The sequence below is a fragment of the Paraburkholderia sp. MM5477-R1 genome, from assembly GCF_050436385.1.
GTDB lineage: Bacteria > Pseudomonadota > Gammaproteobacteria > Burkholderiales > Burkholderiaceae > Paraburkholderia > Paraburkholderia tuberum.
In genome coordinates, this window is the sequence record NZ_JBNDMC010000007.1 from 607,625 (window position 1) to 621,900 (window position 14,276).

The window sequence follows — 14,276 nt, forward strand, 5'->3', positions numbered from 1 at the left end:
GTGACCGAGACTGAGATTCTTGAGCGCATCCGCGCGATCTTTCAGGAAAACTTCGCGATCGAGCCGCAGCGTGTGACGCCCGACGCTCACCTGTTCGAAGACCTCGATCTCGACAGCATCGACGCGGTCGATCTCGCGATCAAGCTGCAGGAGATGACCGGCCGCCGCATCAAGCCGGAGAACTTCAAATCCGTGCGCACGGTCGGCGACGTGATCGGCGCGGTCGAATCGCTGCTCGCGGCGCAAGGCTGATGCCGGTCGCGCACCCGCGCACGCAGATGTCGCAGCCACGTCCCGCCGCAAGCGAATCCGGCGCTCGGCCTCACTGGAGCAGGACCGTCCTGCAGGTGCTGCTGAAACTCGCTTACCCGGCGCTGATCTTGTGCGCATGGCGCTGGGACGCGCCGCGTCTCGTCGGCGGCATGCTGCTGGTGACTTTATGGCTGCAGCGCTGGGCCGGTGGCGGTCCGGTTGCGATGTCGCTGCGGCAGCTTTCCACGCTCGACTGGACCGTGGTGGCGATGCTGAGCTGCGCATCGGCGACGATCGTCGTCACCGATAGCGAGCTGCTGCTGCGCTTCTATCCGTCGCTCGTCAATCTCGGTTTGCTGATCGCGTTCGGCGCGACGCTCGTGCGCGGGCCGTCGATGATCGAAAAATTTGCGCGCCTCGGCAGTCCCGATCTGCCGCCGGGTGCGGTGCGCTATACGCGGCGCGTGACCCAGGTCTGGTGCGTTTTCTTCGTGCTGAACGGCGCGTTTTCCGTCTACACCGCGCTCTATTGGAGCCGCGCGGCCTGGTCGCTGTACAACGGCGCGATCGCCTATGCACTGATCGGCGCGCTGCTGGCGGGCGAATACGTATGGCGACGTCTGTTCGTGCTGCCGCGCGCCGCGCGAGCGGATTCGGAGGCCGCCTGATGCTCGCGCTGCATGATCTGTTGTCGGCCGATGCCGCGCTTGCGACGTCCGCCGCACCGGTGTGCCGCGATGGCGCCGTGCTGCTCGATCGCGCGGCGTTTCGCGCGCGCGTCGAGGGCTTGATCGAGCTCGTGCGAACGCCCGACGCGCGGCGCTGCGCGCTCTGCATCGACGATCCGTTCGAGTTCGCCTGCGCATTGTTCGCGCTGTTCGCGTGCGGCAAGGAGCCGGTGATTCCGGCCAATGCAACGCCGGCCTATCTCGCCGATCTCGCGCACGCTTACGACTTCCTGCTGACGGATGCGGATCTGCCGCCGTTCGTCGCAGCGACGCATCGCGCGGCTCACACCGCCCGCCCGATCGACGCCCACGCGCCGATGACGCTCTACACATCCGGCAGCAGCGGCATGCCGAAGCCGATCCGCAAGACGCTCGCGCAATTCAACGCCGAAGTCCACACGCTCGAGCGGCAATGGGGCGCATTGCTCGGCGACGCGACGATGCTCGCGAGCGTGCCGCATCACCACATCTACGGTTTGCTGTTTCGCGTGTTGTGGCCGCTCGCGGCCGGCCGCGCCTTCGATCGCGCGATCGGCGTCGAGCCGCTGCAACTGCAGGCGCGCATCGCGCAATGCGGCGCGACGGCGGTGGTGTCGACGCCCGCGCAGCTGTCGCGTTGGCCCGCGTTGCCGGGCTTCGCCGTGCTTACGCCCGCGCCGCGCGCGTTCTTTTCGTCGGGTGGCCCGCTCGCGGCCGACGCCGCGCAGGCCTATGCGGCGAGCTACGGCGCGGCGCCGCTCGAAATCTACGGCAGCACGGAAACCGGCGGGATCGCGTGGCGGCGTCAGGATCAGGGCGACGCGTGGCAGCCGGTCGCCGGCGCCGAAGTGCGCCGCGACGACGACGGCGCGCTGTGCGTGCGCTCGCTGCATCTCGACCACGACGGCTGGCATCGCACCGGCGATCGCATCGCGTTCGATGCCGACGGGCGCTTCCGCTTGCAAGGGCGCCTCGACCGCGTGCTGAAGCTCGGCGGCAAGCGCGTCTCGCTGCCGGAACTCGAGGCGCGTCTCGCGCTGCATCCGTATGTCGCGCAGGCGGCGCTGGTGCCGCTCATAGGCGCGTCGCGCGAACGCGTCGGCGCGGTGGTCGCGCTGACCGAAGCGGGCGGCGCTGCGTTGTGCGACGAAGGCCGCGTCGCGCTGGCGAAAACGCTGCGCCGGCATCTGGCCGATTACTTCGATGCGGTCGTGCTCCCGCGTCATTGGCGTTTTCGCGTGAGCCTGCCATTCGACGCGCGCGGCAAGCTGCCCGCGAGCGCGGTTGCGGCCGCGTTCGCGCCGCTCGCCGAGGGCATGGAAGTGCTCGCCGAAACGCGCGTCGGCGACATGCGCGTCGGCGACATGCGCGTCGGCGACACGCTGCACTACGTGCTGCGCGTGCCGCAGTCACTCCAGCATTTCGCCGGCCACTTTCCGGGTCTGCCGATTCTGCCGGGTGTCGTGCAGGTCGACTGGGCAGCGCGGCTCGCGGCGGGGCATTGGCCGCGCGTGCGAGAGGTGGCGTCGGTCGACCGCCTGAAGTTCATGGCGCCGGTGTCGCCCGGTGCGGTGCTCGAGCTCACGCTCGCCTATGATGCCGCGCGCCGGCGTGTGCAGTTCGCGTACCGGCTCGACGGACGCGAATGCGCGTCGGGCTTGCTCGTGCATCGGGAGGACGCGTGATGACGTTCGCGCCCTGCATCGTCATTCCGATCTACAACCACAAGGACGCGATCGGAGCGAGCGTCGCGCATCTCGCGGTGCACGGCCTGCCGATCTTCGTCGTCGACGACGGCAGCGACGCGCCGACCCAGCGGGTACTCGCCGCGCTCGCGCTGCAATACGCGCAGCAGATGACGCTGCTGCGTCTGCCCGCAAACGGCGGCAAGGGCGCGGCAGTGATGGCGGGCCTGCGCGCGGCGCGCGCCGCGGGCTACACGCACGCGCTGCAGATCGACGCCGACGGCCAGCACGATGCGACCGACGTGCCGCGCTTCATCGATGCCGCGCGCGCCGAACCCGGCGCGGTGATTCTCGGCCGTCCGGTCTACGACGACAGCGTGCCGAAGGCACGTCTGTACGGCCGCTATCTGACCCACGTGTGGGTGTGGATCGAGACGCTGTCGCTGACGATTCGCGATTCGATGTGCGGCTTTCGTCTGTATCCGCTCGCGCTCGCGTGCGAGCTGATCGACAGCGTGCGACTGCCCACGCGCATGGACTTCGACATCGAGATCCTCGTGCGTCTCTACTGGCGCCGCGCCGCGTTCCGCTCGGTCCCGACGCGCGTGACCTACGCGGCCGACGGCGTGTCGCATTTCGACGTGCTGTGGGACAACGTGCGAATCAGCCGCAGCCATACGCGGCTCGTGTTCGGGATGCTGTGGCGTCTGCCGATGCTGCTCGCGCACAAGCTGATGCCGCGCCGCGGCGCGCTGGCCGACGCCGCCGATGAAGCCCGGCCCGAAGCATGGTGGCGCATCGCCGAACGCGGCAGTCGCCTCGGCATGAGCCTGCTCGCGCTGAGCTGCAAGCTGTTCGGCCGCCGCTTCACCGCGCTGTGGCTGCATCCGGTCGTCGCGTATTTTCTGCTGACGGGCCGCGCGGCGCGCGCCGCGTCGGACAACTACTTCGCGCATCTGAGCGCGGTCGCGCCGTCGGCGGATACGCCGCGCCCGGGCTGGCTGTCCGCGTATCGCCATATGCTCGCGTTCGCGCAATCGGGCTTCGACAAGCTCGCCGCATGGACCGGCCGCGTCGACGACACCGACGTCACGTTCGACGATCCTGCGGCGTTCGAAGCACTGATCGCGAGCGGCAAGGGCGCGCTCGTGATCGGCGCGCACCTCGGCAACCTGGAGATGATGCGCGCGCTCGCCATCCGCGGCGAACACGCGAAGGTCACGGCGGTCGTCTACACCGGGCACGCGCGCCGCTTCAATGAGGTGCTGGCGTCGTCGAATCGCGACTTCGCGCGGCATCTGCTCGAAGTCGGCGACTTCGGTCCCGAGACGGCGGTGCTGATGCAGCAGCGCATCGATGCGGGCGAGCTGCTGGTGATCGTCGGCGATCGGGTGCCGGCGCGCGAGGCGGGACGCACCACCGACGCGCAATTTCTGGGCGCGAGCGCGCCGTTCGCGCAAGGACCCTACGTGCTCGCGCATGCGCTCGGCTGTCCGGTCTACCTGTTCTTCTGCCTGAAGGAACGCGACGGTTACCGCATGTATTTCGAGCCGTTCGCCGAGCGCATCGAGCTGCCGCGCCGCGAACGCGCGCAGCATCTGGCAGCGTGGGCGCAACGCTACGCGCTGCGCCTCGAACACTATTGCCGCAAGGCCCCTTACCAATGGTTCAATTTCTTCGATTTCTGGGCCAGCCCCGAGCGAGGCGCAAATGGCCGACCATGATCTGAACGATGTACGGCACCTACGCGCTGTTACGAGTGCCGCGGCGCATGTGGATGCCGGTGCCGCTGCCGATCGCCAAGGAGTCAACGCATGAGCGAGCCCGCGAAAACGCAGCACGTGCTCGCCGCGAGCGCGACCGTCGAAGTGCCGTTTCACGACGTCGACGCGATGAACGTGTGCTGGCATGGCAATTATCTGAAGTACTTCGAGTTGGGCCGCGCGGCCCTGTTGCGCGCGTTCGACTACGACTATCGCGAGATGCGATCGTCCGGCTATCTGTGGCCGATCGTCGAGGCGCATCTGAAGTACGTGCGGGCCGCCGTGTACGGACAGAAGATCGAGGTGCGCGCGCAACTGCTCGAATACGAAAACCGCCTGAAAATAGGCTATGAAATCGTCGATTGCGCATCGGGCGCGCGGCTCACGAAGGGCTATACGATCCAGGTCGCCGTCGATGCCGCCACCGAGGAATTGCAGTTCGTGTCGCCGCCGGTCGTATTCGAAAAGCTGGGACGCGTATGGGGACGGTGAACCGGTGCGGGCTGGGAGCGCTCGTGTCGCGGCCGGCGGGGGCGATCGTCGCAATAGGGGCGCTTGCATTGGCAGCGGCGTCGGCCGATGCGGCCACCGCCAGCAATACGGCTCCAGCCGCCAACGCCGCCAGCAACGCCAACGCCGCGCTCGTCTCGCAGATCGCCGCGCATCTCGCGCAGCCCAAGGGCGTGCGCGCGCAATTCACGCAGACGCAGACGCTTGCCGCGATGAAGCAGCCGCTCGTCAGCAACGGCACCTTGCTGTTCTTCCGCGAGCGCGGCGTGATCTGGCGGATCGACACGCCGTACAAGGCCACCTACGTGATCACCGACGCAGGCGTCGCGCAGCTCGACGCCAGCGGCCGCCGCGTGAGCACGCAAAGCGCGCAGGGCAGCCGCGGCGTCGCGCAAGTGTCGAAGATGATGCGCGCGATGCTCGGCGGCGATCTGTCGGCGCTGTACTCGCAGTTCGACGTGAGCGCCGAAGGCAGCGCCGCGCAATGGCGCATGCGACTCACGCCGAATCAACCGCAGCTCGCGCAATCGATCAAGGGCCTCGACATGAGCGGCGGCGATTATCTGCAAAACCTGCGCATCACGCTCGCGAACGGCGATGTGACGAAGCTCGAGTTCGCGAACAGCGCGGCCGTTGCCGAGCCGACGCCGGACGAGCGCAGCCTGTTCGGAGCGCCGTGATGGACATGCCGCAGCAGCGAACCGCGAAACATGCGTGGGGCGTGCGCGCCGCATGGCTCGTGCTCGCGCTGCTGGCGGCGCTGTATTGCGGCTGGCGCTTCGCCGGAGCGTCGCCGCTCGAAACCAACCTGCTCGCGCTGCTGCCCGCGACCGAAGCGGACCCGGTCGCCGAGAAAGCGGTCGACACGCTCGCGAGCGCGCTCGGCGATCGCACCGTGCTGCTCGTCACGAGCCGCGACGATGCGCACGCGAAAGCGGCCGCGAAGCGGCTGGGCGCGTCGTTGCAAAAGAGCGGCGCATTCGCATCGGTGACGGCCGAACTGCCGCCGTTCGACCTGTCGCAGATCTCGGCGCTGTATCTGCCATACCGCTTCGGCCTGCTCGCGCCGGCCGATCGCACCGCGCTCGCGACCGCGAGCGCGACGACGCTGCACGACATGCTCGCGCAGCGCATCTACAGCCCGCTGCAAGGCGGCCTCAGTACGCAACTCGCCGACGATCCGTTCGGCTGGCTCGAACGCTGGCTCGGCAATCTGCCGCTCGCGACGTCGAATCTCGAAGTCGAGGACAACCTGCTGGTGTCGCATCGTCACGACGCGCATGGCGACATGACCAGCGTGCTGGTCATCGCGACGCTGCCGGGCTCCGCCTACGAAACGAAGACGCAGCGCGCGGTACACGCGGCGCTCGCCGATGCGGAAAGCGCGTTGCGTCAGACGTTCCCCGACGTATCGGTTGCACGCACGGGCGCCGTGTTCTACGCCGAGGCCGCGCGCAGCGCTTCCGAACGCGAGGTGCACGTGATCGGCATCGCGTCGCTCGCCGGCATCGCGCTGCTGATGATGTGGGTGTTCCGCTCGCCGCGTCTGTTGCTGCTCGGCTTCGTATCGACCGCGCTCGGCATCGTCTGCGCGCTCGCGGCGACGCTGCTGATCTTCGGCAAGCTGCATCTGTTGACGCTCGTGTTCGGCGCGAGCCTGATCGGCGAGGCCGTCGATTACTCGATCCAGTATTTCGTCGTCTATCTCGGCGCGGGCCGCGACTGGGATGCGCGGCTCGGCGCGCGGAGGGTACGGCCCGCGCTGGGCGTTGCGCTGGCGACGAGCCTGCTCGGCTACGCGATCCTGATGTGGGTGCCGTTCCCCGCGTTGAAGCAGATCGCGTGCTTCGCGATGGTGGGCATTACGACCGCGTTCGCGTCGGTGCTGTGGCTGCTGCCCGCGCTGCTCACGCGCGCGCCGAAGCACAGCCCTCGGCGCCTGTTCGCGGGCGCGGCGCGGCTGCTCGCGCGCTGGCAGCATGCGCTCGGCGGCAAGCGCGCTTGGCTGGTCGCTGCGCTGCTGCTGATCGCGTCGGTGCCCGGTTGGCTGCGTCTGAGCAGCGACGACGACATCCATCTGCTGATCCAGCGTGATGCGTCGCTGGCCGCGCAGGAAGACACGGTGCGCGAGGCGGTCGGCGTCGATAACAGCGCGCAGTTTTTCGTCGTGCGCGGCGCGACCCAGGAAGCGGTGCTGCAACGCGCCGAAGCGCTCGGTGCGAAGCTCGATGCGCTGGACGGCAGTGCCGATAGCGTCGGCGGCTACCAGTCGGTCGCGCAGTTCGTGCCGTCCGCGCAACGTCAGCGCGAGGATCGCGCGCTGCTCGCGCAGCATGTGTTCGGCGACTTCGCCGCGTTGCGTGCGACGCTGCTGCAAGCGGGCTTCAAGGACGAAGTCGCCGATGCGTGGCTCGCCGGCTTCGCCAAGCCGCCCGCGCCGCTCACCGTCGAGCGCTGGCTCGCGGCGCCGTGGTCGCAGCCGTATCGGCATCTGTGGCTCGGCGCGGTGGGATCGAATGACGCGAATCGGGCGCATGACCAAAGCTATGTGGCCGTCGTGATCCCGCAAGGCGTGACGCCGCGCAACGAGCCCGCGCTGATCGCGCTCGCGCGCGGCCTGCCCGGCGTCGTGTTCGTCGATAAGGCCGCGAGCGTGTCGAGGCTGTTCGGCGCGTATCGCGTGGATAGCGGCTGGTGGCTCGGCGGCGCGCTCGTGCTCGTGTGCGTGCTGCTGATGCTGCGCTACGGGGCGCGCGGGGGTATCGCCACGACCTTGCCCGTGCTGTTCGCGGTCGGCGTCGCGCTGGCGGTGTTCGGCTACGCGGGCGTGCCGCTCAATCTGTTCAACTGGCTCGCGCTGATGCTGGTGCTTGGCGTCGGCGCAAACTATGCGGTGTTCCTGCGCGAAGGCTGCGCGCGCGCAGAGGCGGATCTCGGCGCGGTGTGGACCGGCGTGCTGCTGTCGGCGGCGACCACGTTGTTGTCGTTCGGCATGCTCGGCGTGAGCGCGATGCCCGCGCTCAAAAGCTTCGGCACCACGCTCGCGCTCGGCATCGCGGTGGCGGTGCTGCTCGCGCCTCTCGGCATGCCATCGGCAGCGCGCTCGGGCAGGTCATCGGAACCACGGAGGGCGGCATGAAAGCGCCAACAGTTTATTTGCACGCGCTGGGCATGATCAACGCGCTCGGCGGCGACGTCGACGAGATCGTGCCGGCGCTCGCCGCCGCGCGCTCGCCTGGCATGGGCAACGTGCATACCGGCATCGGCGACGCGTTCGTCGGCAGCGTGCTCGCGCCGCTCGATCTCGCGCCGCGCGCCGACCTCGCGCGCTACGACTGCCGCAACAACCGGCTGCTGCTCGCGGCGCTCGCGCAGATCGCGCCCGCGTTCGAAGCCGCGCGCGAGCGCTACGGCCCGCAGCGCATCGGCGTCGTGCTCGGCACCAGCACGTCGGGCATCGAGGCGGCCGAAACCGCGTTCGTCTATCACGCACGAGCCGGCGCGTTGCCGGCCAATTTCAACTATCGGCAGATGGAAATCGGCACCGCCGCGCCGTTCGCTGCCGCCGCGCTCGGCGTGCACGGGCCGGCGTTTACGATTTCGACCGCGTGTACGTCGAGCGCGAAGGCGTTCGCGTCGGCGCGTCGGCTGCTGCAATTGCAGCTATGCGATGCGGTCGTCGTCGGTGGTGTCGATTCGCTATGCGAATTGACGGTGCAGGGCTTTGCGTCGCTCGAATCGACCAGCAGCGCGCGCACCAATCCGATGAGCCGCAATCGCCGCGGCATCAACGTCGGCGAGGGCGCGGCCGTGTTCCTGATGAGCCGCGACGAAGCGGCGGTGCGGCTCGCGGGCCTCGGCGAATCGAGCGACGCGCATCATATTTCGGCGCCGGACCCGCAGGGCGTCGGGGGCGAACTCGCGCTTCGCGAAGCGCTCGCGGACGCGGGCATCGCGGCCTCGGCGGTCGGCTATGTGAATCTGCACGCGACCGCCACGCAGAAGAACGACGAAATGGAAGCGCGTCTGATGGCGCGCGTGTTCCCCGGCGGCGTCGCCGCCAGCGGCACCAAGCCGTTGACCGGCCACCTGCTCGGCGCGGCCGGCGCGACCGAACTCGGCTTCGCGTGGCTCACGCTCGCGCGCGAAAACGCGCCGCTGCCGCCGCATCTATGGGACGGCGAGGCCGATCCCGCGCTGCCCGCGCTCGATCTCGTCGCGGGCGCGCGCCATCTGCCGCGCGGCACGGGCACGCAGTACGCAATGAGCAATTCGTTCGCGTTCGGCGGCAGCAATGTCAGCCTGATTCTCGCCAGGTAAAGCGCATGACGACTCCGCCACTCACTGTCGAGCAACTCGTGCGTCAGCCGATCGAAGCGATCATCCCGCATCGCGGCAGCATGCTGCTGCTCGATGCGATCGACACGTTCGCCGACACCACGCTGAGCGCCTTCGCCGACGTCGACCCGCACGCATGGTATGCCGACGCCGCCGGCGCGATGCCCGCGTGGATCGGCATCGAGCTGATGGCGCAGGCGATCGCCGCGCACATCGCGCTCGTCGCGATGCGCGGCGGTGGCCATGCGCGTCCCGGCGTGCTGCTCGGCTCGCGCAGCTATCAGGCGTTGCAGCCGGTGTTCCAAAGCGGCGCGCGTTTGCGCGTTCACGTGAGCGAGCTGCTGCGCAGCGACGCAGGCCACAGTGCCTACGAATGCACGATCGACGACGGCGACGCGCGCTGTGCCGAAGCGGTGATCAAGGTGTTTCAACCGCCCGATTTCCAGTCATTCATCGAAGGGAGCATCAGTTCATGAGCCGGCGAGTTCTCGTTACCGGCGCAAGCCGCGGCATCGGCCGCGCGATTGCGTACAAGTTGGCCGCCGACGGTTTCGCCGTGACCGTGCATTGCCGCACCGGACGCAGCGAAGCCGACGCGGTCGCGACGGGCATCGCCGCGCAGGGCGGCACGGCGCGCGTGCTGCAATTCGACGTGCGCGAGCGCGCGGTGTGCCGCGAGGCGCTCGAAGCCGACGTCGCCGCGCACGGTCCTTACTACGGCATCGTGTGCAGCGCGGGTGTCACGCGCGACGCGGCGTTTCCGGCGCTCACCGGAGAAGACTGGGACGTGGTGATCGAAACCGGCCTCGATGCCTTCTACAACGTCGTGCATCCGCTGACGATGCCGATGGTGCGCGCGCGCCAGGGCGGCCGCATCGTCACGATCGCGTCGGTGTCGGGCGTGATGGGCAATCGCGGCCAGGTCAATTACAGCGCCGCGAAAGCGGGACTGATCGGCGCGACCAAGGCGCTCGCGGTCGAACTCGCGTCGCGCAACATCACCGTCAATTGCGTCGCGCCGGGGTTGATCGAAACCGGCATGCTCGAAGAGGTGACGCTCGATCACGCGCTGAAGACCGTGCCGATGAACCGTGTCGGCCAGCCGGCCGAGGTCGCGTCGGTGGTGAGCTTTCTGATGTCGGATGGCGCGTCGTATGTGACGCGCCAGGTGATCGGCGTGAACGGCGGGATGGTCTGATGAAGCGCGTCGTCATCACCGGCATGGGCGGCGTGACCGCGTTCGGCGATAGCTGGGACGCGGTTCAAGCGCGCCTGAAGCGCGGCGAGAACGCGGTGCGGCGCATGTCCGAGTGGGATTACTTCGAGTCGCTGCATACGCGGCTCGCGTGTCCGCTGCCCGGGTTCACGATCCCCGCGCATTACCCGCGCAAGAGAGTGCGTTCGATGGGCCCGGTGTCGCTGTACTCGGTGCGCGCGAGCGAACTCGCGCTCGCCGACACGGGTCTCGCCGACGACACGAGCATCGCGGATGGCCGCATGGGCGTCGCGTACGGTTCGTCGTCGGGCTCGGTGCAGCCGATCCGCGCGTTCGGCACGATGCTCGAAACCGGTTTGATGAGCAACGTCACGTCGAACAGCTACGTGCAGATGATGCCGCACACGACGGCCGTCAACGTGAGCCTGTTCTGGGACCTCAAAGGCCGCATCATCCCGACCTCGTGCGCGTGCGCGTCGGGCAGCCAGGCGATCGGCTATGCGTACGAGGCGATCCAGTCCGGCAAACAGACGCTGATGCTCGCGGGCGGCGCGGAAGAGCTGTCGGGTCCCGCGGTCGCCGTGTTCGACACGCTGTACGCGACCAGCACGCGCAACGACGAGCCGCATCTGACGCCGCGTCCGTTCGATGCCGCGCGCGACGGCCTCGTGGTCGGCGAGGGCGCGGCGACGCTCGTCCTCGAAGAATACGAGCATGCGCTGGCGCGCGGCGCGCGGATTCACGCGGAAGTGGTCGGCTTCGGCTGCAATTCGGACGGCGCGCACATGACGCAACCCACCGCCGACACGATGGCGCTCGCGATGCAACTCGCGCTGCGCGACGCGCAATTGCCGCCCGAAGCGATTGCCTACGTGAACGCGCACGGTACGTCGACCGATCGCGGCGACATCGCCGAAAGCCACGCGACCGCGCAGACCTTCGGCGCGCGCATGCCGATCAGCTCGCTGAAAAGCTATGTGGGCCATACGCTAGGCGCGTGCGGCGCGATCGAGGCGTGGTGGACGATCGAGATGATGAAGCGCAACTGGTACGTGCCCACCCTGAATCTCGACCACCTCGATCCGGCTTGCGCGCCGCTGGATTACATCGTCGGCGGCGCGCGCGAGATCGACGCCGAGTACGTGATGAGCAACAACTTCGCGTTCGGCGGCATCAACACGTCGCTGATTTTCCGGCGCGTTCGATGAGCACAGGCCTGCAACGCGTGGTCGTGACCGGCATGGGCATCGTGTCGTGTCTCGGCAATACGCTCGACGAAGTCTGCGCGGCGTTGCGTGCGGGGCACTCGCGAATCGAGCGTATTGATGCGTGGCGCGAGCGCGGGTTTGCATCGCAAGTCGCGGGCGTGGCGTCGGTCGCGCACGAGGCGCCGTTCGAGCGCAAGCTCGAACGCTTCATGGGCGACACCGCGCGCTTCGCGTGCCACGCGGCGCGATGCGCGATCGACGATGCAAGGCTCGACCTCGCTTCATTGCAGTCGCCGCGCGCGGGTGTCGTGATCGGCTCGGGCGTCGGCACGATGGCGAGCTACGACGCGGCGCTCGCGATCGCGCACACGCGCGGCGTCGACAAGGTGCCGCCGTTCACGGTGCCGCATACGATGAGCAGCACCGCGTCGGCGAACGTCGCGCAGATGTTCGGGCTCGAAGGCGTCAGCTATTCGCCGTCATCGGCATGCACGACGTCGGCGCTCGCGATCGGGCAGGCGATGCAGCTGATCCAGAACGGCCGCCAGCAGATCGTGCTCGCGGGCGGCAGCGAAGCGCTGCACGACAACACGACGCTGATGTTCGACGCGATGGGCGCGCTGTCGCGCCGCTTCAACGACACGCCCCACAGTGCATCGCGGCCGTACGACACGCAGCGCGACGGTTTCGTGATCGCGTCGGGCGGCGGCGTGCTCGTGCTCGAAGCGCTCGACCATGCGCTCGCGCGCGGCGCGCGCATCTACGCGGAGCTGAGCGGCTTCGGCGATTGCACCGATCGCGCGGGCATGGTCGCGCCGCGTGCGGCCGGCATCGCGCGCGCGATGCGCGGCGCGCTCGAGCAGGCGGGCCGGCGTCCCGACTACGTGAACACGCATGCGCCGTCCACACCGCTCGGCGATCTCGAAGAGCTGCACGCGTTGCGCGACGTGTTCGCTGCATCGGCGCAAGGGTTGCCCGCGTTTTCGTCGACCAAGGGCATGACCGGGCATTCGCTCGGCGCGTGCGGCGCGCACGAAGCGATCTATACGCTGTTGATGATGCGTGAGGGCTTCATCGCGGCGACCGCGCTGGTCGATACGCCGGAGCCGCAAGTGCGGGACATGCCGCTCGTGCGCGTGACGCGCGACGCGCGCATCGACACGGCGATGTCGGTTTCTTTCGGGTTCGGCGGGAGCTGCGCGAGCCTGATGTTCGAAGCGTGGCGAGGCTCGCATACGGCGCGGCAACGCACGCAAACCGTTGGAGGAGTGATTTGAACAGCGATTCTTCAAAGCGGACCGTGGTCGACGTCGCGATCATCGGCGCGGGTCCCGCCGGCGCGGTGGCCGCCGCACTGCTGCGTAAGGCGGGCCGCTCGGTGCTGGTGCTGGAGCGTCAGCACTTTCCGCGCTTCTCGATCGGCGAGAGCCTGTTGCCGCAAAGCATGGCGTACCTCGAAGAGGCCGGCATGCTGCAGGCCGTCGTCGAGGCGGGCTTCCAGTACAAGAACGGCGCGCACTTCGTATATCGCGACCAGAGCTCGTCGTTCGACTTTCGCGACAAGCATTCGCCGGGCTGGGGCACCACGTATCAGGTCGAGCGCGCGCTGTTCGACGACGTGCTGATTCGCTGCGCGGCCGCGCAGGGTGCCGACGTGCGGTTCGGCCACACGGTGAGTGCGGTGCGCACGGGCGCGGCACCGGTGCTCGACGTCGTCGATGAAAGTGCCTGCGCGCATCGGGTCGAAGCGCGTTTCGTGCTCGATGCGAGCGGCTTCGGGCGCGTGCTGCCGCGCCTGCTGAAGCTGGAGGCGCCGACGCGCATGCCGACGCGCGCCGCATTGTTCACGCACGTGCGCGACGGCCTCGCGCTCGACGACATCGATCGCAACAAGATCTGCATCGCGACGCATCCCGAGCGTCGCGACGTGTGGTTCTGGATGATTCCGCTCGCGGGCGGCCGTTCTTCGGTGGGATGTGTCGCCGAGGCGAGTTTTCTCGAGGTGCCCGAAACGCAGCGCGAGGCGACGCTGCGCGCGCTGATCCGGCAGGAGCCGACGCTGAACCGGCTGATCGGGCAGGCGCCGTTCCTGATGCCGGTGCGGCAGATCGGCGGCTACGCGGCGAGTGTCGCGAGTCTGCATGGGCCGGGCTATGCGCTGCTCGGCAATGCGGGCGAGTTTCTCGATCCGGTGTTTTCCTCGGGCGTGACGATCGCGCTGCGCTCCGCGCATCTGGCGGCGCGCGCGCTGAACCGGCAGCTCGACGGCGCGACGGTCGACTGGTCAGCCGACTACGACGTGCCGTTGCGCAAGGGCATCGATACGTTCCGCGCATTCGTCGAGCGCTGGTACACGGGCGAGCTGCAGGACATCATCTACTACCCGGAACAGGTGACGCCGATCCGCCGCATGATCTGCGCGGTGCTCGCCGGTTACGCGTGGGACGAGTCGAATCCGTATGTCGCGGATCCGGTGCGGCGCCTCAACGCGTTGCACGAGGTGTGCAAGGCGGGCTGAGGCGGGGCGCCGCTTTGGGCGTGTCCCAGGGGATCGAGGGCAGTTGAGGTTTTGGGCTGTCGCCCATATACGGACGACC

13 protein-coding genes are annotated in these 14,276 nt (G+C 68.6%); all 13 read left to right on the forward strand.

The window, feature by feature from the left end:
• Positions 1-252: an acyl carrier protein gene (locus OKW35_RS31710; protein WP_013090186.1), complete on the forward strand. Its 252-nt coding sequence runs from the start codon at positions 1-3 to the stop codon at positions 250-252.
• Positions 252-920 carry a hypothetical protein gene (locus OKW35_RS31715; RefSeq protein WP_429335153.1) on the forward strand — a complete coding sequence of 223 codons (669 nt, stop codon included), beginning with the start codon at positions 252-254 and terminating at the stop codon, positions 918-920. Before OKW35_RS31710 ends, OKW35_RS31715 begins: the two co-directional genes overlap by 1 nt.
• Positions 920-2,644: an AMP-binding protein gene (locus OKW35_RS31720; protein ID WP_429554148.1), complete on the forward strand. Its 1,725-nt coding sequence runs from the start codon at positions 920-922 to the stop codon at positions 2,642-2,644. The genes OKW35_RS31715 and OKW35_RS31720 overlap by 1 nt, the downstream gene beginning before the upstream one ends.
• Positions 2,644-4,368 carry a glycosyltransferase family 2 protein gene (locus OKW35_RS31725; protein ID WP_429489800.1) on the forward strand — a complete coding sequence of 575 codons (1,725 nt, stop codon included), beginning with the start codon at positions 2,644-2,646 and terminating at the stop codon, positions 4,366-4,368. The genes OKW35_RS31720 and OKW35_RS31725 overlap by 1 nt, the downstream gene beginning before the upstream one ends.
• Positions 4,369-4,458: 90 nt before the next feature.
• On the forward strand, positions 4,459-4,899 hold the full coding sequence (locus OKW35_RS31730; RefSeq protein ID WP_429404785.1) for an acyl-CoA thioesterase: 441 nt from the start codon (positions 4,459-4,461) through the stop codon (positions 4,897-4,899).
• The gene (locus OKW35_RS31735) at positions 4,887-5,597 is read left to right on the forward strand and encodes a LolA family protein (protein ID WP_429554149.1); all 711 of its coding nucleotides are present in this window, start codon (positions 4,887-4,889) and stop codon (positions 5,595-5,597) included. Before OKW35_RS31730 ends, OKW35_RS31735 begins: the two co-directional genes overlap by 13 nt.
• Positions 5,597-8,056: an MMPL family transporter gene (locus tag OKW35_RS31740; protein ID WP_429554150.1), complete on the forward strand. Its 2,460-nt coding sequence runs from the start codon at positions 5,597-5,599 to the stop codon at positions 8,054-8,056. Before OKW35_RS31735 ends, OKW35_RS31740 begins: the two co-directional genes overlap by 1 nt.
• Complete coding sequence (locus tag OKW35_RS31745) at positions 8,053-9,237, forward strand: beta-ketoacyl-[acyl-carrier-protein] synthase family protein (RefSeq protein ID WP_429554151.1); 1,185 nt, start codon at positions 8,053-8,055, stop codon at positions 9,235-9,237. The genes OKW35_RS31740 and OKW35_RS31745 overlap by 4 nt, the downstream gene beginning before the upstream one ends.
• Before the next feature lie 5 nt (positions 9,238-9,242).
• Positions 9,243-9,731 carry a hotdog family protein gene (locus OKW35_RS31750; RefSeq protein ID WP_187613235.1) on the forward strand — a complete coding sequence of 163 codons (489 nt, stop codon included), beginning with the start codon at positions 9,243-9,245 and terminating at the stop codon, positions 9,729-9,731.
• Entirely contained in the window at positions 9,728-10,453 is a 726-nt protein-coding gene (locus OKW35_RS31755; protein WP_429554152.1) for a 3-ketoacyl-ACP reductase FabG2, read from the forward strand. Before OKW35_RS31750 ends, OKW35_RS31755 begins: the two co-directional genes overlap by 4 nt.
• A complete protein-coding gene (locus OKW35_RS31760) occupies positions 10,453-11,679 on the forward strand; it encodes a beta-ketoacyl-ACP synthase (RefSeq protein ID WP_429554153.1) in 1,227 nt (408 codons plus the stop codon). The genes OKW35_RS31755 and OKW35_RS31760 overlap by 1 nt, the downstream gene beginning before the upstream one ends.
• The gene (locus OKW35_RS31765; RefSeq protein WP_429554154.1) at positions 11,676-12,956 is read left to right on the forward strand and encodes a beta-ketoacyl-[acyl-carrier-protein] synthase family protein; all 1,281 of its coding nucleotides are present in this window, start codon (positions 11,676-11,678) and stop codon (positions 12,954-12,956) included. Before OKW35_RS31760 ends, OKW35_RS31765 begins: the two co-directional genes overlap by 4 nt.
• Positions 12,953-14,197 carry an NAD(P)/FAD-dependent oxidoreductase gene (locus OKW35_RS31770; protein WP_429554155.1) on the forward strand — a complete coding sequence of 415 codons (1,245 nt, stop codon included), beginning with the start codon at positions 12,953-12,955 and terminating at the stop codon, positions 14,195-14,197. Before OKW35_RS31765 ends, OKW35_RS31770 begins: the two co-directional genes overlap by 4 nt.
• The last annotated feature ends 79 nt before the right edge of the window (positions 14,198-14,276 follow it).